The 21651-nt window shown below is 34.4% G+C and carries 20 protein-coding genes; 3 read left to right on the top strand and 17 right to left on the bottom strand.

From position 1 onward, the window contains the following. Positions 1–11 precede the first annotated feature (11 nt). Positions 12–143, bottom strand: a complete 132-nt coding sequence (locus ACHRVX_RS23385) for a hypothetical protein (RefSeq protein ID WP_395336904.1) — start codon at positions 141–143, stop codon at positions 12–14. Positions 144–396: 253 nt separating this feature from the next. Continuing rightward, complete coding sequence (locus tag ACHRVX_RS23380) at positions 397–786, bottom strand: YidH family protein (protein WP_395336902.1); 390 nt, start codon at positions 784–786, stop codon at positions 397–399. Positions 787–1107: 321 nt separating this feature from the next. On the opposite strand from ACHRVX_RS23380, the gene ACHRVX_RS23375 reads away from it, so the two are divergent. Beyond that, positions 1108–1773: a ferritin-like domain-containing protein gene (locus ACHRVX_RS23375; RefSeq protein ID WP_395336899.1), complete on the top strand. Its 666-nt coding sequence runs from the start codon at positions 1108–1110 to the stop codon at positions 1771–1773. A gap of 325 nt (positions 1774–2098) precedes the next feature. Here ACHRVX_RS23375 and ACHRVX_RS23370 read toward each other — a convergent pair whose 3' ends face one another. Together ACHRVX_RS23370 and ACHRVX_RS23365 are read right to left on the bottom strand one after the other, a co-directional pair. After that, the gene (locus ACHRVX_RS23370) at positions 2099–2446 is read right to left on the bottom strand and encodes an STAS/SEC14 domain-containing protein (RefSeq protein ID WP_395336896.1); all 348 of its coding nucleotides are present in this window, start codon (positions 2444–2446) and stop codon (positions 2099–2101) included. 40 nt (positions 2447–2486) lie between these two features. Beyond that, entirely contained in the window at positions 2487–4067 is a 1581-nt protein-coding gene (locus tag ACHRVX_RS23365; protein ID WP_395336894.1) for an FAD-dependent oxidoreductase, read from the bottom strand. Positions 4068–4445: 378 nt separating this feature from the next. On the opposite strand from ACHRVX_RS23365, the gene ACHRVX_RS23360 reads away from it, so the two are divergent. Then, positions 4446–4616, top strand: coding sequence for a hypothetical protein (locus ACHRVX_RS23360; protein ID WP_395336892.1), 171 nt, complete (start codon positions 4446–4448; stop codon positions 4614–4616). A gap of 16 nt (positions 4617–4632) precedes the next feature. After that, on the top strand, positions 4633–6141 hold the full coding sequence (locus ACHRVX_RS23355) for a DEAD/DEAH box helicase (protein WP_395336889.1): 1509 nt from the start codon (positions 4633–4635) through the stop codon (positions 6139–6141). Between the two features lie 118 nt (positions 6142–6259). Here the strand turns inward: ACHRVX_RS23355 and ACHRVX_RS23350 are convergent, their stop codons facing one another. The 13 genes from ACHRVX_RS23350 to ACHRVX_RS23290 form a co-directional block, all read right to left on the bottom strand. Next, complete coding sequence (locus tag ACHRVX_RS23350) at positions 6260–6913, bottom strand: SRPBCC family protein (protein WP_395336887.1); 654 nt, start codon at positions 6911–6913, stop codon at positions 6260–6262. Positions 6914–6967: 54 nt separating this feature from the next. After that, positions 6968–7234 (bottom strand): hypothetical protein, encoded by a 267-nt coding sequence (locus ACHRVX_RS23345; RefSeq protein ID WP_395336885.1) that lies wholly within the window; start codon positions 7232–7234, stop codon positions 6968–6970. 395 nt (positions 7235–7629) lie between these two features. Beyond that, positions 7630–9081 (bottom strand): FAD-dependent oxidoreductase, encoded by a 1452-nt coding sequence (locus ACHRVX_RS23340; RefSeq protein WP_395336882.1) that lies wholly within the window; start codon positions 9079–9081, stop codon positions 7630–7632. Positions 9082–9148: 67 nt separating this feature from the next. Next, positions 9149–10027: an alpha/beta fold hydrolase gene (locus ACHRVX_RS23335; RefSeq protein WP_395336880.1), complete on the bottom strand. Its 879-nt coding sequence runs from the start codon at positions 10025–10027 to the stop codon at positions 9149–9151. A 197-nt stretch (positions 10028–10224) separates the two neighbouring features. Beyond that, entirely contained in the window at positions 10225–11364 is a 1140-nt protein-coding gene (locus tag ACHRVX_RS23330; RefSeq protein WP_395336877.1) for a helix-turn-helix domain-containing protein, read from the bottom strand. Between the two features lie 198 nt (positions 11365–11562). Continuing rightward, entirely contained in the window at positions 11563–14880 is a 3318-nt protein-coding gene (locus tag ACHRVX_RS23325) for a carboxypeptidase regulatory-like domain-containing protein (RefSeq protein ID WP_395336874.1), read from the bottom strand. A 326-nt stretch (positions 14881–15206) separates the two neighbouring features. Beyond that, entirely contained in the window at positions 15207–15554 is a 348-nt protein-coding gene (locus ACHRVX_RS23320; protein ID WP_395336872.1) for a hypothetical protein, read from the bottom strand. 113 nt (positions 15555–15667) lie between these two features. After that, positions 15668–16114: an adenylyltransferase/cytidyltransferase family protein gene (locus tag ACHRVX_RS23315; protein ID WP_395336870.1), complete on the bottom strand. Its 447-nt coding sequence runs from the start codon at positions 16112–16114 to the stop codon at positions 15668–15670. Between the two features lie 18 nt (positions 16115–16132). Then, entirely contained in the window at positions 16133–17278 is a 1146-nt protein-coding gene (locus ACHRVX_RS23310) for a hypothetical protein (RefSeq protein WP_395336868.1), read from the bottom strand. Then, a complete protein-coding gene (glf, locus tag ACHRVX_RS23305) occupies positions 17279–18418 on the bottom strand; it encodes a UDP-galactopyranose mutase (protein WP_395336866.1) in 1140 nt (379 codons plus the stop codon). It abuts the gene before it with no gap. After that, a complete protein-coding gene (locus tag ACHRVX_RS23300) occupies positions 18415–19575 on the bottom strand; it encodes a glycosyltransferase (protein ID WP_395336863.1) in 1161 nt (386 codons plus the stop codon). Before ACHRVX_RS23300 ends, glf begins: the two co-directional genes overlap by 4 nt. 332 nt (positions 19576–19907) lie before the next feature. Beyond that, positions 19908–20306, bottom strand: a complete 399-nt coding sequence (locus ACHRVX_RS23295; protein WP_395336861.1) for a hypothetical protein — start codon at positions 20304–20306, stop codon at positions 19908–19910. Positions 20307–20594: 288 nt separating this feature from the next. Beyond that, positions 20595–21356 carry a transporter gene (locus tag ACHRVX_RS23290; RefSeq protein ID WP_395336858.1) on the bottom strand — a complete coding sequence of 254 codons (762 nt, stop codon included), beginning with the start codon at positions 21354–21356 and terminating at the stop codon, positions 20595–20597. Positions 21357–21651 lie beyond the last annotated feature (295 nt).

Here is a 21651-nt window from a genome sequence, read left to right as displayed (position 1 = left end):
TGTGAAAAAAATTAATCTTCACCCCAGCATAATAACTGGTCTCTCGTAGATTTATATCCTGAAGTAACAGTTTCAGATTGTTCTACAATATTTTCTGTATTTTCAGTAGAAAAATTCTCGTTTTGATCGTAGTTAGTTTTCATGATAGTAGCTTTTAAGTTTTGTTTGAGTGTATAGTATTGTAAATGAGATTATAGTATTATATTTTCCTATTAGGATCTAGTACAAAATTAGAAACAGAATGCATGCTACGATTTATATAATTTTTCGAGATATTTATATAATTATCACTTTATTAACTGTTTATGAGTGTGTTAAGTCTAAATATGTAGTATTTAAAATAGTATGTTAAATGTTTGTGTTACTTATATACGTAATAACATTTATAAAATGCAGTTATTTTAAGGGATAAGCTGCCAGAATCAAATAACCAATTATGATAATACTCATCGCAATTATTACCACTGTTAAAAAAGTCAACAATACGGTTGAGTGCAAATATTTTCCTTCTTCTAAAAGTTGATTCGTTTTTTTATAACGAAAATAGGAAAGTAAAATTGTAATCGCACCGGTTAAAACAAGTCCAATTCCAAGCAGAATTGTAGATACATTTTTAGGCAAATCAGGTTCCTGAAAAAATTTTGATGGCAAATGATTGACAAACAAGGAGAATTTCACAATTACAAATCCAAAGACCATAATACCAATCCCGGTTCTGATCCAGGCCAGAAAAGTTCTTTCGTTAGCCATTTGGTCATTGGCAATACTTTGATTTTTATCATTCATATATTATATCGTTTTTATTGATTTACTTTTTATATTCTATTAACAAGATCTTGATAATTATGATAGTTTCCTCTGTATTAATAAGTCTGACTTTACAAAGTACACAGAAAAATAATCCAATTTTCGAACCTTAATTTTTTCAAAATTAACTTTCACAACAGTAAGAAATTTATATAATTTCAGAACTATGTTATACAATTAATTTGTTGTTAGTGCTTGATATTTAAATGTTTAAATGATGTAAATCTTGGGCTTAATAATATAAGAATGTAAGAAGCCGTAATAGTACATTTGATAAACTAATAATTAAAAAACTATATCATGAAAGATTCAAATAGTACAACAGCAAGTAAAAAAACTACTGCTGCAACAGCAACGAAATCAAAAACGACAACAGCTGCTTCAAAATCAAAAACAACTGCTGCATCAAAATCTACAGCATCAAAATCTGCAACGCCTAAAGGAACAGTAAAAGCGAAAGCATCTGCTGCTGAAGGTTTAAGAGAATTATTTGTAGATTCATTAAAAGACATCTATTGGGCAGAAAAAGCACTTGTAAAAGCGCTTCCTAAAATGGCTAAAAATGCTACATCTCAAAATCTTATCGATGCTATCAACGATCACTTAGCTGTGACACAAGGTCAGGTAACCAGATTAGAACAAGTTTTTGCGGCTGTAGGAGAAAAAGCTACTGCAAAAAAATGTGATGCAATGGAAGGTCTTATTAAAGAAGGCGAAGGAATTATGGAGGAAACAGAAGTAGGAGCTGTAAGAGATGCAGGTATTATTGCAGCATCTCAAAAAATTGAGCACTACGAAATTGCTACTTATGGAACCCTAGCCGCTTTTGCCAAAACACTTGGTGAAGATGAAGCCGTTTCACTTTTAGTAGAAACTTTAAACGAAGAAAAAGAAGCGGACATCACGTTGACTGAAGCTGCTTATAATACAATTAATTTTGACGCTACAGAAGAAGAAGAAAAATAATTGTGAGATTAACTAATTGGGAAAAGACCAAAACCTGCGACTTAAAAATCGCGGGTTTTTTTATTTTTAAAAAGTCCTGATAGAAGATTAAAAATAAAATCCGTTTTTATCCGCGTTTTCGCTTTAGCGAATCAGTAAAATCAGTGTCTAATTTGGACGCGGATTTAGCAGATTTACTTCGTAAAAACGCTGATAAAACGGATTTTTCTAATTACTCTCTTGATTAAACTGTTAAGTAAATCCATCTGAATTACTTAAAATAAAATCCTTAATTCGGCTAAAGCCTTGTTAAAAAACTCAATTATACAGCATCATTTCCCTGAACTCATTTTAAAGCTTCATCAAAAGATTCTTTTTTAAAACCTCTAAATTCTCCGGGCACCACATAACTAAAAGCATTCGTAAAAGAAATAGCATTTTCAGAATCAGTTACAATTGCGGCCCGATTCCATTTTCCAAAATGCTTCAAACCAATAAATGCATCTTCAAGCCAGGCGGTTGCCGCAAAATTTTCAAGATCAGTATCGATTAAAAACAGAAAATTAATCTCGTTGATTTGTTCCACCAGTTGTTTTACTGCCGGAGCAATAATGGTTTTGAAATCGTTTGCGGTTACGTCGCCAAGCGCCCTAAAAGCGACTACATTTTCAGGCGCATTAATTATTTGTATCATTTTCCGGATATAGTATATATTAAGTAATAATTACAGAATTTTATTTGACATGAATTGGGCTCAAATCCGTTTGAGCGGGACCATTTGTAACTGTTCCGTCGCAGGAAAAACGGGAACCGTGACACGGACAATCAAAAGATTTTTCGTCATTGTTCCATTGTACCACACAACCTAAATGCGGACATACGGCAGAAAAAGCACGAAGACTATTATCATAATCGCGATAAACGGCAATCTTTTTTAAACCTGATGACAGAATTCCGCCATCGCCGGGTTCTAAATCAGCTGTGTTTTTAAGATCAGATGCTGAAATCCAATCCAGGTATTGCGACGCCATATTTCCTGCTTCCTTCGCAAAATCAACAGCGGTTTTCAAAGTAATTCTTGACGGACTGTACAAATCTTCCCATTCATTTTTGATCCCTAAAATAGTATCGCTTATAATCATGGCACCAATTGTGGCATGTGTCATTCCGTTTCCTGAATCGCCCGTAATGATGTAAATATTTTCATCACCCGGATTTTTTCCCATAAAGCCTAATGAATCCACTGGTTCCATTACCTGACCGGACCATTTATAAGTGATTTCTTCCAGCATGGGGAAATAATTTCTTGTCCAGGATTCCAGTCTGCCATAACGTTCGGTTTCGGCAATTCCTTCCTCATCTGCCTGACCTGTTTTATGATCTTCTCCACCGGAAATCAATAAATCATATTCATCATCAAAGTTTTCAATTCTCACATAATGATACGGTTGCGAAACCCATTTTGAATCTGCATCTCCTGTATCCCACCAAAGCGAATACGGCAACACGCCTTTTGCAATTTTACCCGCAATAACATACGTTCTGTAAGCGGCTTGTTTGGTATGCATGGTAAAAGTATCATTGACAGGCGTATTTGTAGCCACAACAATATGGTTGGCAGTAAAGGTAAAACCATTTACTGTAGCGCCTTCTTTAGTAATGTTTTCGGCTCTGGCTTCGGTAAAAATTGTACCGCCAAGATGCACGATTTCTTCGGCTAGAGCCTTTAAATAATGCAAAACATGAAATTGTGCCTGATTGTAAAAAGCAAGTGAGTTCATGTTTTCTCCGCCGGAGAGGTTAGGAGTATGGTTTAAAATACCAGTATTAAGTCCGGCATTTTTTGTGGCTTCAAATTCTTTTTGTAAATTCTTTTCGTCATCACTTGGATGAAGAAATAAATAACCGTTTACTCTTTTAAAGGAACAGTCGATTTGCAAATCTGATACATTTTTTTCGATGGCATTAATGGCAGCTGTATGACTTTCTGCGGCTAATTTTGCGGCATCTTTCCCAAAAGTTTCTTCCAGAAAGTAGTAACGATCGTCAAGTGCTGCGGTCAAATGAGCCGTTGTTCGTCCGGTTTCGCCACTGCCTATAAAACCATCTTCAACAACAACTACTTTTTTTCCGGCTTTCACCAGATTATACGCTGTAGTAAGTCCGGCAATTCCGCCGCCAATGATTAATACATCGGTTTGAATATCCGTTTCTGGTTTTTCAAAAGCGATCATAGAAGTAGAGTCGATCCAGAACGATACATTTTCGCCCGATGTAATATTGCTGCTGTTGAATTTATCGTGTAATGGTGCCATCTTTTTTAATTTTTAAGTTACTCTGTCTGTTATAAATGGACAGGATTATTTCAAAATTAGAAAATCATGTTACCAAAATATTACAGGATATCTTACAGGTTTTATATCATTCCTAGTATTTTATGGCTGAAATATTTAGATTCTAAACATCTTAAAATGAGTTGTTTGTTGATGTTGTCTGCTATGAAGTATTTAAAAGGATTTAGAATTGAGATAATATAAAAAAAGCAATTGAATCTTGTAAAACAGGAATATGCCAATGTTATAATTTAGTATAAACAAAACAGCTTTAATGTTTTTAAAAATGTCTAATGAAATGATCTGATTTAGCATTTCAAAATAACCTAAAGAAATTTACTAACCTATAATTATAATACGATGTTTAAAAAAGGACAAAATGTACAGCAGGAATTTGGTAACCAAATAATGAAAGTAATAGGATTTGAACCGGAATTAATAGAAAATGTGGTGACACAATGGGAAGATGATGAAGGAACAATTGTGACAGGAAAATTCATGGAATCGCAACTTGTACCAGCCGAGCAATAAATTAACAACTCAAAAGATGAAAACGAACATACAACCGACGCCTTCTTTTTATGATTATCAGGAAAAAGACATCGACACGATTTTTGAAAAGATGGACAGTAATCCTAAAAGCAAGCTTTTATATCAATTGCCTACGGGAGGAGGAAAGACTGTTGTGTTTTCGGAAATCGCCAGAAGATTTATTAAACAATACGGAAAAACTGTTGTAATCCTGACGCATAGAAAGGAATTATGCAAACAAACTTCGAGTGTTTTAAGACGCATTGGCGTGCAAAATTGCATGATTACCAGCAAAACGGGCAATTTTAAACCGGATTTTGATTGTTATGTTGCAATGGTGGAAACGCTCAGGAACCGAATAAAATCAAAAAAAATAAAACCTCATGATGTAGGTCTTGTTATTATTGATGAGGCGCATCATAATTCATTTAGAAAATTAATGGGCAGTTTTAAAAAAGCAAAAGTAATAGGAGTGACGGCAACGCCTTTTAGTTCTGATATTGCGAAACCAATGAAACAACATTATGATACGCTGGTTACAGGTGAAAGTATTGCTACGCTTATTAGCGAAGGATTTCTGGCTAAGCCAGAATCTTTTATTTATGAAGTAGAACTTAATACGCTCAAAACCGGAATTCACGGGGATTATACGGTGAGTTCTTCAAATGAATTATACAGTACTGCGGCGATGCAGGAATTATTATTGAAAGCCTATCAGGAGAATGCATTAGGTAAAAAGACGTTGATTTTTAATAATGGTATTACAACTTCGCAAAAAGTATTGGAAACATTTGAGAACGCCGGAATTAATATCAGACATCTGGACAACAAAACGCCGGATGAGGAACGAAAAGCAATTTTAAAATGGTTCAAAAAAACGAAAGATGCCGTATTGACATCGGTTTCTATATTAACCACAGGATTTGATGAACCTACCGTTCAGCATGTTATTTTGAACAGAGCGACAACATCAATTACACTTTATCATCAAATGATTGGTCGCGGTGCGAGAAAACTTCCATCAAAAAAGACTTTCGGAATCACTGATCTGGGTAATAATATTCAGCGTTTTGGAGCTTGGGAAGCACCGCTAGACTGGCAGAATATTTTTGAAAATCCGGAATCTTTCGCCAAGGAACTTCATTATAATGCCACAGGAGCTTCGGCAGTACAATCACATGGAATGTCGGCAGAATTACGCGCGCAATTTCCTAATACACTTGAAATGACTTTTGATATTGAAGGCGGATATCAGGAAGCGATGGATACGGATAAAAAGCCAAAAACAGTTATTCAGCAATCGATCAGGCAACATGCAAAAATGTGCATGGAAAATTCTGAAACACTTTCGCACGCCATTGCACTTGCCGAAGCTTTACAGCCGGAAATTGACTGGAGGGTAAAACAATATGTGAAATGCCTGGAGAATGCCAGTAAAAATTACAAGAACTGGCTTATGGAAGATTATCAAAACCGACTGAAAGGTTTGATCATAAAATTATATCCAAGATTACATTCTGCGTAAGCGAAATTAGAATGAAGTTATTTTTTTAATATTTCCTCAGTTTACAATAAATAAAAAAAGGCTTTTAGAAAATATTCTAAAAGCCTTTTTTTTATTTTGATGTAATTATTATCTTTTATTAATGTGAAGATTCAAGATAAAGCTGTAAGTTTTTGATATCGTCATTTACCACTTTTTCAAAATAAGGATTAAGAAGTTTTGCTGCTCCTTCGCCCGCTAAACCAAGTGGTGCGCGATATGAAATTGTTACTTCAATTTCGGTTTTGTTACCCTGAGCTTTAAAAAGTACTTTCCCAAAGTTTTTTACTGTAGCATCAGGAAGCGATTGCCAGCTTAACAATTTTTCTTTTTGATCTTTGATAATTTCTGCATTCCAGGTTAGGGTTCCTATTCCTGCCGGACCTTTTGCAGTCCATTCTGATTTAGTTTCGCTAATGGTTTTAACGGACGCTAAATGATTCATGAATTTTGGAAGGTTTTCCAGATTGCGCCAGAACGCATAAACTTCGCTGATTGGTTTATTGATCACAACGTTTGTTCTGATGTTTACATTTGATGGTTTGTCATTTTTTAAATGGTCAACAGCGCTGTAAACCGGACAATAACCGCTAATTCCTCTTGCGAGCATTGCACCGCCGGAGCTGATTTTTGCAATACTTTTATTTTCTTGTGAAAGTCCTTTGTATAATAAATATGATCCGCTGGTGATCATTAATATGCGTTCCAGTGTTGAAACGTTCCCCATGCTTTTTGATGCTGATTTAGTTCCCATGTTTTTGAATTTTAATTATTTTTTGTGTTAAAGCAAATTTTATTTTGCTGTTTATTAGTCTACAGCAAAATTTTCAGATTCGCTGTAATCCTCGTCAAATTTTTCTTCAGGAGTTTCAGTCTGACTGGATTGATTGTCGCTGTCATTTTCTGAATTTTGATCTTCATCTGAGTCAGCAACTTCGTTTTGATTTAAGAATTGATTTTCTTGCTCATCTTCGTCACCAAAGTTTTCATATTGAGATTGTTGGTCTTCGATGCTGCTTTCGTCTGTAAAATCACGATCATACTGATCGTAATTTTTGTAGTTATCTGTTATCATATGAATTGTATTTTAAATTAGTATTTGATAACCAATTATCTTTTAATTTTTGGTTACATTCAAAATTAGAAACTATGATTAATTTAATTTTATAGAATTTTAAGTAAGAGTTCTTTAATTATCAGTGTTTTAAAGAAATTTTATAAAAACCTTGATTATTAAGATGTACGAAAGAGGAGGGAAGTGTTTAATTGTAATGGTTTTAAGTGAAGTAAATAGAATTTTCCTCGATCTTAATTTTTAAATTATAGTAGTTGTATTGAAATCGCCTGAAAGTGATAAATACGATTTAAGTCACATTTATAAATTTTTAAAGTAAATTCAGAAATGTGATACTGCAACTTATAAAAGGAGAACTTCAACCTTTTTCAAACAATTAAATTGTGATTGTTTTGTTATTGATCTTTTTTCTTTAAAATTCGGCCTCTTGGTTCATCGCCTTCATAAAGTACAATATCAGAATGCAGGAATTGTGCAGCATCTGCTGAATCTTTTACTTTTACAGCACTTCGTTCTAACATTTTGGCTTCAAACTCATTTAGAACACTTTGTCTGATTCCTGCTTTTCTCCATTGTGATAAAGGTCTGCATTCTTTTACGATTCCTCGTGCCAGGGCGAGTGCATCCAGCAAAGCCTGATTTGCTCCCTGCCCTTTAAACGGGCTCATTGGGTGTGCTGCATCGCCTATAAGCGTTATTTGTTTTCCTTTCTGTAATAAACCTGAACTTAATAATTCCCGATCATAAACAGGATATCCTGAAATTTTATTTTCCTGAGTTGCCGCTAAAATTTGAGGAATAGGAGCGTGCCATTGCGTTCGTCGGCAAGCTTCTTCTTTAAGCCCCTTTGGTCCAAGAGCACTTAACGCCTTCGCCTCATCTTCGGGCATTGGATAACTAAGCTGCCACATTACAGAATCAAATGTGTAAGGCATTATGTAGATTCGTTCGTTACCATTTGCAGTTTGAAACACGGTTGCCGAATCCAACAAAGTACGATCAATACCTTCAAGATCTTTTAACGGACAAATCCCTAATATCACAATACAATCGAGGTAACGTAAAGGTGTAATTTCGTCACCAATAAGCAGTTTTCTAACCGAACTGCGGATTCCATCGGCTCCAACTACAAGATCTGCCTTAACGTTTTTTGTTTTTCCATCTACTTGAAAACTAAGATCAACAGCGTCGTCAGATTCTTTAAAATCGATTAACTGATGTCCCCATTGTATACTATTATGTCCGCCAAGTTGTTCTAATAAGGCTAAGCGTAAAGCCTGCCTTGAAATATGAACATTGGTTCGTTTTGGTGCTGTTTTTTCTTCGGATGGAATCCATTTTCTAATTCCCCATTCTCCAATTACTTTTCCTTCTGTAGTATGCACTAAATGTCTGGTTGAAATCACGCCTTCTTTCAAAGAGAAAATTCCCAAACCTTCAATCGCTTTACTCGCTTGTTGCAAAGTAAGTCCGTAACCCTGAGATCTGGCATCAAAATTAGTATCACGTTCATAAATGGTAAACGGAATTCCGCGATGCAAACAAGCCACAGCAAGGGCCACACCGCCAATTCCGCCGCCAATAATAGCGACGTGCGGGAAATTTTCTATATCCGGTACGGGGAAATTGTCAGATGCAATCAATCCTGATCCTGAACATTTCAGGCATACATTTAAATGTGCTTTCGGACGAATTGGCGTTTTTCCTTCACCGGTTTTTTCAAATCGATCAAGTGCTAATTGATATTGAAGCCGCACCTTTTTGCTGAGCCTTTGACTTTTTTTGCCACGTCCCTGACATTCCGTACAAATAGTCCAGCATGCTTTTTCATTTTCCACTTTTATCACTTTCTCTTTCGTTTAACAAGTGCAAATTTAAGACAAAAGATCCAAAAATAGTACTAACTGAAATTTGTTATGGATTTAATAAGGAAGCTTTTGAAAGCAATAATTTAATAGTATTTAAAACCAGATCAGGTTCCTCAAGCTGAATAAAATGTCCTGATTTTACGGTCGTGATTTGAGTAAAATCAGTAACACCGGATTTAAGGGATTCCTTTGATTCAAACCACAATTGCCTGTCTGCGGCATTATGATCAGCATCAATTTTCATGCTTGTTATGGCAATAACCGGAACATTGGGCAAATCTGGCAATGTTGTCATATAATTAAAATCGTTAATTAATTGCAGGGTTTCCTGTGCAATGCCGGAATTTTCGCCGTACGTTTTTTTATAACTATTGTAAAAATTATTAACTTGATCCTGAGTAAGATGATTGTATTTTTCGTGAGATGCGTCAACAAATAATAAACCGCCTACTTTGTGGGGATTTTTTATGGCATAATCTCTAATTATCATACCTCCTAAGGAATGCCCAACAAGAATTACTTTTCTTCCGTTGGAGAAATTATCGATGACTTTTTCAAGTTCTGCTGTTAGTTTATTGATGTTTCTGGGTTCTGTATTAAATTCTGATTTTCCGTAACCGGCTCTGTCATATAATAATACATCAGAATTTATTGCATTGGATATTGTCAGGATTTCAGATGATTTTCCGGTGCTGAGCCACGATGTATGATCGTTTCCGTGACCTGATTCAAAAACAACTAAGTATTTTGAATTTTTCAATTCATTATACGTCATCAATTTGTGTGTTCCTAAATCTACTATTGTTCCGGGATATTCATCGGCCGTTTTTTTATTATCATCTGAACAGGAAATAATTGTGGAAGTACTAATTAATAGTAATAGCAATCTAATTATTTGTTTTATTGATTCGAAAATTTGGATCATGGATAGCATTTTAATTTCTATAATATTTTGGTACAAATATTAGTATTATAAATGCTGCTAACGTTCTGATTTATGAATCCGAACTTATTTTAAATCATTGGAATTCAAATTTCTAATTTTAAACTAAAATCTCAATACGATAAACCTTTGGGTGTAATTATTTTTATTAGTTACATTCAACAGGTTACTATAATATTTTATATTGAAGCGATTATTGCTTTTTTAAATTCTGATGGAGTTTGATTCGTGCTTTTTTTGAAGGTGGTATTAAAAACGGTTTTAGAATTGAAACCAACTTCAAAGGCAATTCCCATTAAACTCAAATGTTCCATATTAGGATCCTGGATCATTTTTTTGGCTTCTTCGATTCGGTAACGATTTATAAACTGATAGAAATTTTCATTACAGCCTTTGTTTATAATGTATGAAAGTAAATGAGATGAAATATTTAATTGAGAAGCGAGTTTGAATAAACTCAATTCAGGATTCAGGAAAGGCCTTTTGTCCTTCATTAATTGAATCAAATTCGATTTCATTTCTTGTAAATCATGATCAGAAAGTAATTTCTTCTGGTTTGCTTCAAAACATGAATTATCAATTATAATGGATTCAATAGCTGCTTTTTCCTGATTATTAAGCGAATGGAATTCTTTTTGTTTTAAGGAATAATAGGCAATGTAAAAAATCCCTGTCAGATAAACCAAAGCGGCAAAATTATCGAAATAAATATTGGTTTTGGCAAATTTAAAAATGTTATCAATTAACCAAAGTGCCGCTATTACCAAGGCACAAATTACAACTTGCTTTAACCATTTCAGGTTTGTGGAATCTACATTTGAAGAATAGGTAAATAAATTTTTTTGATAAATGTTAATTTCTCTGTAAGCCATAATACAATAGGCAATGACCTGAAAACAAAAAATAAAATTAAATCCGGTGATGAATATCTGAGCATTTTCTTTATCTGCAATTGTAGTTTCTTTTGTATCAAGAAGGAGTGAAAGCAACAAAAGAAATAACATTAAAAAGGCGGGTACAAAATGAAGATTATCTGTAAAGCGCCATTTTCTATTGGGCTGAACAAAATAGGCAACACTCAAATAAAAAACAGGAGCTACGATAAAATCGGTTAAGCCAAGAAAATCATTCGTGATGGTTCTGATTTTTAAAAACTCGGTTTTCTCTAATAAATCGTTCAACTGAATTATGAAAACGCACAAAATAAATGTACCAAACCATCTGTTTACTTTCTTGTCTACCTGATTTATATTTGCGAATATTAAAAATGCAAGTAATAAGGTGGTTCCTGCAACAAAAAAGCTGATGAGTTGATCCATTAAAAAAACAAAATTTTAGTACTATATAAATTTATCGTAAAGATGATAAAATTACTAAATATACAGGAGAAAAATTAGTTATGAATACCGAATTTTTCTGCCTATTATGGTAGCTTATTCCAAATAAAAAAACCGTCTCAAATTTTTGAGACGGCTTCTATTATTGTAATTCTTATTTATGATATAAGAAAGGCGGTATTAGTTACCAAAAGTATATCTAAGAGTAAATTGCGCTTGCCAAACATCAGATGTTGATGAATTTTTTTGGTAAGTATTTTTAATTAAATATCTTGTTCCATCAGGATCTGTTTGTGTAGCAATTTGATAAAATGGTACGTTTCCAGTTGATGCAGAAGAGAATGCTAATACACTTGCATTAGTTGCTCTTTGTGAAATTCCCCAATCTTTATTGATCATGTTTGTAAAGTTCAGGATATCAGCTCTAAATTGGAAACTGTTCTTTTTACCTTTAATTTTGATGTATATGTCCTGAGTAAGAGATAAATCTAATCTGTGTAACATTGGTAAAGTAGACTCATTTCTTTGAACGTATTGTCCTCTTCTTGTACGAAGATATTTGTCCTGATTGATGTAAGCATCAAATGCAGCTCTTTGTTCATCTTCTGTATAAACTCTTGTAGTTACAGGAGCTCCTGCAGGAGAACTTACTACTGTAAGAGGAGTAAAGCGAAGCTCAGATGCGCTATTTGGTACATATAGTAAATCATTACCATTTACTCTGTCTCCATTCATATCTCCACTATAAGTGTAAGTAAATGGACTTGCTTGTTCTCCAATATAACCTAAGTTGATAGAAGTTGCACCTCCAAGACCTTTACCATATTCAATTCTGTACCCTACAACCCCAACGATACGATTAGGTGTGTTGTTGTTAGAATTAGAAACTTCAAGATTATTATTTCCGTTTACAGATCTTGCACTTGTCCATGAACCTGAAGCAACTGATCCCGGAGACATTAAGTCTGTAGCGTTAGAGTGTGTATAGGCGAATGATCCCCAAAGACCTTTTTGGTAAGGGTATTCTAATTTAAAAGTTGTAGAATAAAAATATCCTGCATCAGTATTTGCTAAAACGATACCGTTTGAAACATTATCATTTACACGTGTTCCTGCATCATTACGGGAATATCTTGGTCTGTTATCAGTTCCTGCGAAAGTTCCAACAGGACCATCAAAGTTAGCATTGTAATAATTGATAGCATTGATGTTTTTTTGCAAGATACCTTCAACAGTACCTACGAATCCAAAAGGAAGTTTTTGATCCACTGCCATTGTAGTTTTCCAAACCTGTGGAGATTTGAAATTTTTCTTATTAAATGACAAGTCAAAAGTTGACGGAGCTGTTGGTGTAGCCGGAGTAAAGTATTGTCCCGGATTTGGTGTAAAACCGTATCCTCCTGCAACTAAAGCAGCACCACTAACATCTACAACACCTGTAAGTACACCGTTGTTTCCAATTTGATTGGATAAATATACACCTGGAGATCTACCAGTAAAGATTCCTGAACCTCCACGAATAATTGTTGAAGCATTTCCGTTTAAGTCAAGGTTGAAACCAACTCTTGGTTCAAATAAGATTGCTGCATCCGGCATTGTACCAGTGTTGAATTTTTCGCCATCAGCAAAAGTCATAGCTGTAACTGTAGGATTTTCTAATGCTGTATCTGCATACCAAATTCTTGAAGCTCTTAAACCAACAGTTAATTTAAATCTGTCGCTTAATTTCATTTCGTCCTGAGCATACAAATCTAATTTGTTAGATTCTAGTATTTGCATTGGTTCAGCACCTCCTGGTAAAGCAGAATATTTGTACTGGAAACGAGCAGGAGAAGTAAGTGTTACACTTGATGGAGCACCACCATTTGCTGCTGACTGATTTGCAGCAGTATAAAAATCAGCTAAAGAGTTAAAAACGTAAACTCCGTTTGAACCTGAGAAGAATAAGTTGCTTGATTTGAAATATTCAAAATTCGCACCAAATACTAAAGAGTGTTTTCCGATAGTTTTAGTTAAATTATTTGTAAAGTGTAGTGTAGAGTAAGAAAGTTTGTTTCCTTGAGTAAAAGGATCTAAACCAACTGAAATATAAGTAGCTGCACCTTGTTTAATATCAATTGTAGGGAATAAACCACCACCAATTAAACCTCTGTCTTCAATTTGTTTGTCATAACCTGCAATGAAGTTATTGTACCATGAATTGCTTAATTTACTGTTCAATTCTAATACGATAGATCTTGTGTTATCTAAAATCGTGTATCCACTATTTTGAAAAGACATTGCTAATCCGCTGTTTGTTCTGTTACCAAAACCTAATGAGTTAGAGTTTGAAGTTAACTGATCAGATGATGAATCGTGATATACGTAACGAGCTGTAAGCTTATGGTTATCGTTGATATTCCAGTCAATTCTGGCTAAGAATTTTTTTGATTCTTTTGATGAATCATAGTTTTCCCATGGACCTGTAGTGTATCCAAATTTCTCCTGCATGAAGTTAGAAAGAGTCTGCATTTCCGTGTATGTTGGAAGAGAGTTCTGACCACTTGGGTTTGGAGAACCTGTAGAAGTAAAGTTCGTAGCAGGGCTTGTATTATCGATAGTTTCAAAGTTTCCGAAGAAGAATAATTTATCTTTGATAATTGGTGCTCCAAAACGGGCTCCTAATATTTTTTCTTCAAACTTCCCTGGTTTGATTGTTACATCACCAGCATGTGTACCAATAAAATCTTTTTTATTGCTTCTTGTAGAAGTATAAACAGATCCTTCAAATTCGTTTGTTCCACTTCTTGTTACAGCATTGATACCTGAACCTAAAAATCCGGATTGACGAATATCATAAGGAGCAATGTTTACCTGTAATTGTTCGATTGCATCTAATGAAATTGCAGTAGAACCAGTTCTACCTCCGGCTTGTGAATCTGATCCAAGACCAAATCCGTTGTTAAATACAGAACCGTCAATAGTAAAGTTGTTTAATCTTGAATCCTGACCACCAAATGTTCCGTTGGCACCAGCATTTGCGTTATATTTTGTAACAGAGTTAATTGAACGGGCTCCTAATACAGGAACTGCAACAATCTCTCTATTTGAAAACTGCTGCGAAGCACCAGTTCTCCCTTTATTGAAATTTCCTTTTGATTTTGTTGAAACTACAACTTCCTGAAGCGCATTTTGCTCTTCATCAACTTTTACATTTACAGTTAAGTTGTTACCTAATCCAACATTGATGTCGGTAATTTCTGTTGTTTTGTAACCAATGTAAGTTACTTTAACCGTATATGGTCCACCTGGTCTTAAACCCTGGACAGCATATCCCCCGTCAAAATCTGTAGTAGAAAAGTATTTTGTTCCAGTTGGCTTGTGAACTATTTCAACAGTGGCCCCAGGAAGTGCTTCTCCTTTACTCGCTCTAACAGTACCTGACATAGCCGAACCCGTAACTTGGGCATGACCTAAGGCTGATAGAAAGACAATCATAATAAAAATAATTTTCTTCATTTTTAGTGTTATTGGTTTATTGTTTTTGGCAAAATTATAACAAATTAACTGGATAATGTTAACACAACATTAACAAAATGTATTGTTCTTGGGATTAAAATGATTTTATCGATTTCGTGTGTGTTTTTTTGAATAAATTATTTATTTTTCAGTCTTAAAATGCTAATAATGCGAATACTGCATATTTTCGAAAAACAAAAATTAACTTTTCGATTAACAAATATTATGGAGGAATCATTTAGAAAGTTTTAAAATGTAAGTAATGGTTTACTTAAATAAAAAAACCATCAGTTTGAACTAATGGTTTATCAAGTATTTTACATTTTTTATTTACTTATATTTTCATCAAAGTCATCTTGAGAATCGTCTTCGAAATCTTCATCATCGGTTTCTTCATCTTCTTCGTCTTCAAAATCTTCATACGGATCGTCGTCGTCTTCAGTAGGATCTTCGTTTAAAGCATCATCATAATTATCCTGATTTTCCTGATCTGTATTTTCAAGCTCATTAGAAAATTCGCTATCAAGATAATTAGATTCTTCGCCCGAGCATAGAATCTGTTCTGTTGTCGATTTATATTGCCAATCTATGTGGTCACGTTCATATTGTTCTACATATAAAGGAGTATTATCTGTAGAAATAGGTTCTTCGTAGTTTATATTATCTGTTTTCATGGCGTTCTATTTTTAGTTTTCTTTTATACTTACCTAAAATTTTTATTTCATTTTATTGATTGATAATTAATTACAATTGAAGATTAAAAGTAGAAAGACTAATAGTTTTTAAATTAATCATTTACAATCTTCAAACATTCACGCTGGTAAACCTCTTTTCTTAAACCACTGCTCGAAAAGCGATGATTACGTTTGTTGAATACAAGCCGAATTTTCATTTTCTCGCAATATTCACGTCCGGTAAAGTTGACGTCTTTATACTCATCACCTAAAATCCTAACATCAATTGGCAAAGCCTGAAGTATATCTTCAAGATCCTGCTCTGTAGCATACGGAATAATTTCATCGACAAATTTGCAGGCTTTAAGCTGAATGTATCTTTCTACGACAGATTGGGTTGGTTTGTTTTTTTCGGGCCTGTCGATTGTTGGGTCAGTTTGTAAACCCACGATTAAATAGTCACAATATAATTTTGCCTCTTCCAGCATTCTTACATGTCCGGCGTGAAGTAAATCAAAGGCGCTAAATGTAATTCCGATTTTTGTTTTTATGACTTTCATCTTAATTTGGTATTAATATTATTTAAATAAATTCAGGAAGAAATCCATGATCTTCCCCGGATTTCTAAACTGGGTTTGAGCTTCAATGACAGCATCGATATATTCCTGTACTGGAATTCGGTTACCAAAAGCATCTAAATCCCAAATTCCACAATTGCTGTAGCTTGTTAGATCGTCCCAATCCGGTCTGTCGGTTATGGGATAAATACATATTCCGTTAAAATCGACGCCGTTTTCTCTGGCGATCAAACATTCAGATGTAATTTCTTCAATCCACGGAACTCGGCCTTCGCCAAAATGTCCTGTTTCGGATAGAAAAATGGGTTTGCGATATCTTTCGTAGGCAATTTGCAGCAAGTCAGAAAGTGGCATTCTCAAAGGTTCTGTTTCCGGCCAGTCCAGCGTATCACCGTTTACGCGCCATTGGCAATTCCAGTAATAATTGAATCCTAAAATGTCCAGATAATCCTCAGATCCGCCAAGTTCCGGACACATTTTTCCGGCAATAATATCCATCGCCTGAAATTGGTGTCCGTTAAGTTCATTAGCATGTTCCGTACTCGTATTTTCGTCACAATGAATTTTAACCAATGGTTCTACTAAAACAATAACACAATCAGGATCCACCTCTTTTAAAGTTTTAATTCCTAAAATAGCTGCTTTGCACAAATGATATTTAATATCCCAACCGCTGTTTACTGCAAAAGGAACCGTACCGCGAACATCACCGGAATGCCACGAAAGAAAACTTATTTCATTAACAGGAACGACGTACAAATCCTGTTTGGCATTTTCTTTATAAAATGTTGCAAATGCATGGCATAAAGCGGTAAACCGACTGCAAAAATGGGGATGAGTGGGATATAATCCATCAGGATAACCAAAATGAATCAGATCCCAAATTTGTTGAATCCCAAAAGTTTCCGCAGCTTTCATGCGATTATAAACTTCGGAGAAATCAAAAATTCCCGTTGATTTTTCGACATTGCTCCAGCAAATACCTTCGCGAACGGTTTTTATTCCAAGTGCGCTAAGTGCTTCATAATCTTCTATTATCCTGATGTCGTGCTGCGTTTCCTGTAAAAGATTGATTCGTTCGCCGGAGCGATTAATATGATCCGCACATTCATAACCACCGATGAAAAAAGTATTGAAAATTTTCATTTAACCGGCTGTTTTATAATTGGTCGTATGTTTATTTTCTAGAGTTTCAAAAAGATCCAAAGCATTTTTAAAAGCCTGATCCATATTAAAATATTTATAATTAGCAAGTCGGCCCACAAAATGCACATCGACAAGCTGATCAGCTTCGGTTTTGTAACGTGCATAAATTTCTTCGTTACGAGGGTTCGGAACCGGATAATACGGTTCGCCATCATCAACGGTAAATTCACATACAACCGTAGTTTTATCTGATTTTTGGTTTCCGAAATGTTTATATTCGATAATTCGGGTAAAATCAACCTCAGTTCCCGGATAATTGATCACCGAGTTTTCCTGAAAAAATTCTGCTTCAACAGTTTTGCTTACAAAATTTATGGAACGATATTCCAGTTTTTCGGTAAGACTGTGTTTAAAGTCAAAAAAGCGATCAACAGGTCCGGTATAAAACAGTTTTTCATACCCTTTATATTGATCCTTGACATCAAAATAGTCCGTTTCTAAAAGTATTTCTATATTAGGATGTTTCAGGATACTTGCAAAAAGCTGCGTGTAACCACCTTCAGGCAATGCCTGATACGTATCAGAAAAATAACGATCGTCGTAATTGTAACGTACCGGAATTCGGTTTAAAACCGAAGCATCAAGTTCAGCCGGATATTTATCCCATTGTTTTTTAGTATAATGCTTGAACATCTTTTCATACAAAACAGCACCAACACGATTTAAAACTGCTTCTTCACCGTTAGAAGGCGATTCTATGGCAGTTCGGTTTTCTTCCAGCCAGTTTTTCATTTCTTCTTCAGAATTGATATTGGTATTAAAAAGTCGGTTAACCGTAGTAATATTTACAGGAATTGGAACCGTTTTATCATCAACACGAGCCACAACTTTATGTTCCCACGGATACCATTTTGAGAATTGATTGACATATTCCCAAACAGATTCTTCATTAGTATGAAACAAATGAGCCCCGTATTTTGAAACTAAAATTCCGTTTTCATCAATATAATCGTAGCAGTTTCCCGCAATATGATTTCGTTTTTCTATAATTAAAACACGTTTGCCTATTGATGCATATCTTTCGGCAAGAACGGCACCGGAAATTCCCGCGCCGATAATTAAAATGTCGATATTTTTCATTGTGCGAAATTTTTAATGATAGACTGCATTTTTTCTGCCGTAGCATCCCATGAAGTATTTTTAAGGATATCATAATACTCCAGTTCCATAGAAAGCTGGTCTCTTTTGTCAAATAAATAGGTGATGGCTTCACAAAATTCATCAGCAGTTTCAACAAGCGTTACGCAAATACTGTAATCGCGGACCACATCAGTAATTTTTGTAGAAATAATTGATTTTCCCGCCGCCATATATTCCAGTGTTTTAGTTGGGCTGATATATTTAGTCGCATCATTAATCGCAAAAGGCATCATTGCGATATCGAATCCCTTGAGATAATTGGGAAGTTCGTTGTATGATCTCATTCCCAAATAATAAATATTATCTTCTACAGGCAAATCTGATGGATCAATTTTAGCCAGCGGACCAATCATAACGAAGGAAACATTAGGTAATTTTTTAGCAGTTTCATGTAATAATTCAAGATCGATTCTCTCATCGATTACGCCAAAATAACCTACTACCGGAGCTTGTAAATTCGCAATATCCGCCGGAACATCTATTCCGTTAAGGGCTTGCGCAAAATGAGGCTGATCTACAGAACTCGGAAAGCAATACACATTATCATGATGCTGTTTCTTGGATTCATATAAGGATTTTCCGCCTGTAAAAACAATATCGGCATTTGCCATCAGGTATTTTTCCTGATCTATTAATTGTTTTGGCGCTCCTTTAAATAGAGTCAATTCATCCATGCAGTCAAAAACTACGGTTTCAAAATCAAAAACTTCTAATAAAGGACTAAATGATGCCGAATAAAACCATCCTACAGAAGGATTAAGATTGCTGATATATTCAGGAAGTATAATGGCAATAGCTTCAATATCTTTTACTTTAGGCTGTAGAATATGAAGGTTTTCACTTATAACCAGTAAATTACCGGAACTTTCATCGTGCTCGTCGTAACCTATTGGTTCTTCTATTAATAAAATTTTAGCATTTTTAGACATACGGCTAATTAAATGCTGTGGACGCTGGTATACAAACTGCCATCTAAGATGACAGAAAACGACCATATCGTATTTTTGTGCTGTTGAATATCCAGGAACAGCTTCGGTATTTTTAGAAGCTGAAAAGTCGGATTTGTTTTTCTGTGGCGTGCGTAAATTTGATAACATGGCAATGATTTTTTTTAATTTATATTATTAAATATGTGATTGAAAAATTTAAAAGTGTACGGGGTTTTTGTCACTTTATTGAGCCAAATGTATATCGCATAATCGTAAGAAATTTATATAATTATGTGGCTTTGTTACAAAATTACATTTTTGTTAATTATTGATTTTTAATTGTTTATGCTTTAAAATCTTTCATTGCCAATTTTTTTTCAGAAGTTAATATCTCATATTTTTTTTGAGGTTCATTAAAAAAAAGACATAAAAAAAAGACATAAAAAAAAACCGTTACTACTAACGGTTTTTGTTTTTAAGAAGAGAGATATGAAATAGCACTAAAAATTTCCCTGACTAAATTCATCATTTCTGAATTTGTCATTCTCTATTTCATTGTTTTTCAGTTCGTCATTTTTAATTTCTTCATTGCTAAGTTCACCAATTTCAAATTCCTTGTTAACCGAATTATCCTGGTCTAACTCATTAGTTTCAAATTTGTCGTTTTCCAATTCGTCATTGTCCGGAGAATCAATTTCAGTTTCAAAGCCTTCAGAAGGATCGTTATTTTTAAGATCATTCTCAATATCCTGCTCTGTTATATCTTTCGATTCACTATCTGATTCATTATCCAGATTTTCAGAATCATAAGGGTTTTCATTTAGATCGTTACTTTTATGGTCTGAATTGTTGAAATTACGATTTTCCTGTCCGTAAAATTCATTATTTTCTGCTGTCATAATTGATATATTTTAAGGTATTATTATTGAGTTTTCAGTCTCAGTCTCAGTTTTCAGTCTCAGTGGTTTGAACTGAAAACTGCGACCGCGACTGTAGACTGCCACTGCGACTGATTCACTAAATTACAAATACAAATCTAGCGGAGTTAAATACGGATTGCTTATACGATTATCAATAATAATTCTATAATTATCAGATAGTTAGTTTTTTTTTTGGTAGAAAATAAAATCATCTAAGTCTGCCTGAAAAATAACAGAGCGAAACAAAAAAGAAAATTAAAAAGTATTTTAAATTCGTAATGAAACGCCAACTTCTGCGAATTTTTTTGAAGGTGAATGCATAATTCCGGTTCCTGCCATAAAATCTAATTGCAAGTTTTGAGTAATTACAAATAAAACCCCTGCATCGGCGCTATTATCAGCGTGATGATGTGCCTCGGTAAAACCATAGGCTTCAACAAAAACTTTACATTTTTTCGAAAGAGAATGATCTGCCGAAAGGGTATAAATATATTCAGGCTGTAAATTTTCCGGCAACCATTGAACGCCTAAATTATAACCGAGATGCCATGTTTTTGAAAGGGTGTTTTGAGCAAGCAATCTTATTTCCGGACTGTATTTTTCTTCCTTATAAGCGTTGTCCGCCATCCACGGAATACTGACACGTGCAAGCAAAGCAAGATCCGGAATTGCAATACCTTTGTGATCCAGAATATGATATTTGGCACCAATCTTAACAGGTTCAATTCCAAATTGCTTATCTGTATTTTCCTGATCTAAAGCTTTAAGTGCAGTTTCAACCCGGATTTCAGCATTTTTGAAGATTCCGTATCTAAAAACAATCTCAGGAACGTTAAAGGTTTTTTCGTCATCTTCTTTTTCAAAAGAAAATCCACTCTCCACCTGTAAACGATGCGGAGTTATAGTACCTGGATTTTCGGTTTCGTTAGGACGGTCGGTTTGTATTTGTTGCGCTGAACCAATAAAGGATATTCCCATAATAGTAACAGCGAGACATTTGTTGAATATATTCATAATTTTAAGTTTCATGGCGTGTATTTTTAATGATTTATTATTTTTAAAATGTGTAGTCCCTACGGGACAAATGCGGATTGGATTTTGTTTTTTCACCAATATTTAGTCCCTACGGGACAATTGTATTATGTTGTTTTTTTATCAATATTTAGTCATACTGGACAATTTTTTTATTTTGCTTTTTTTATGAATATTTAGTCCTATGGGATAATTGTATTATTTTAGTTCCTATGGGACAATTGTTGGATGTTAATTTTGTTTTTTAATCCTTATGGGAGAATTGTATTATGTTATTTTTTTTCTACCAATA

The organism is Flavobacterium sp. FlaQc-47 (genome assembly GCF_044006475.1).
Lineage (GTDB): Bacteria > Bacteroidota > Bacteroidia > Flavobacteriales > Flavobacteriaceae > Flavobacterium.
This window is presented reverse-complemented; position numbering and strand designations above follow the sequence as displayed.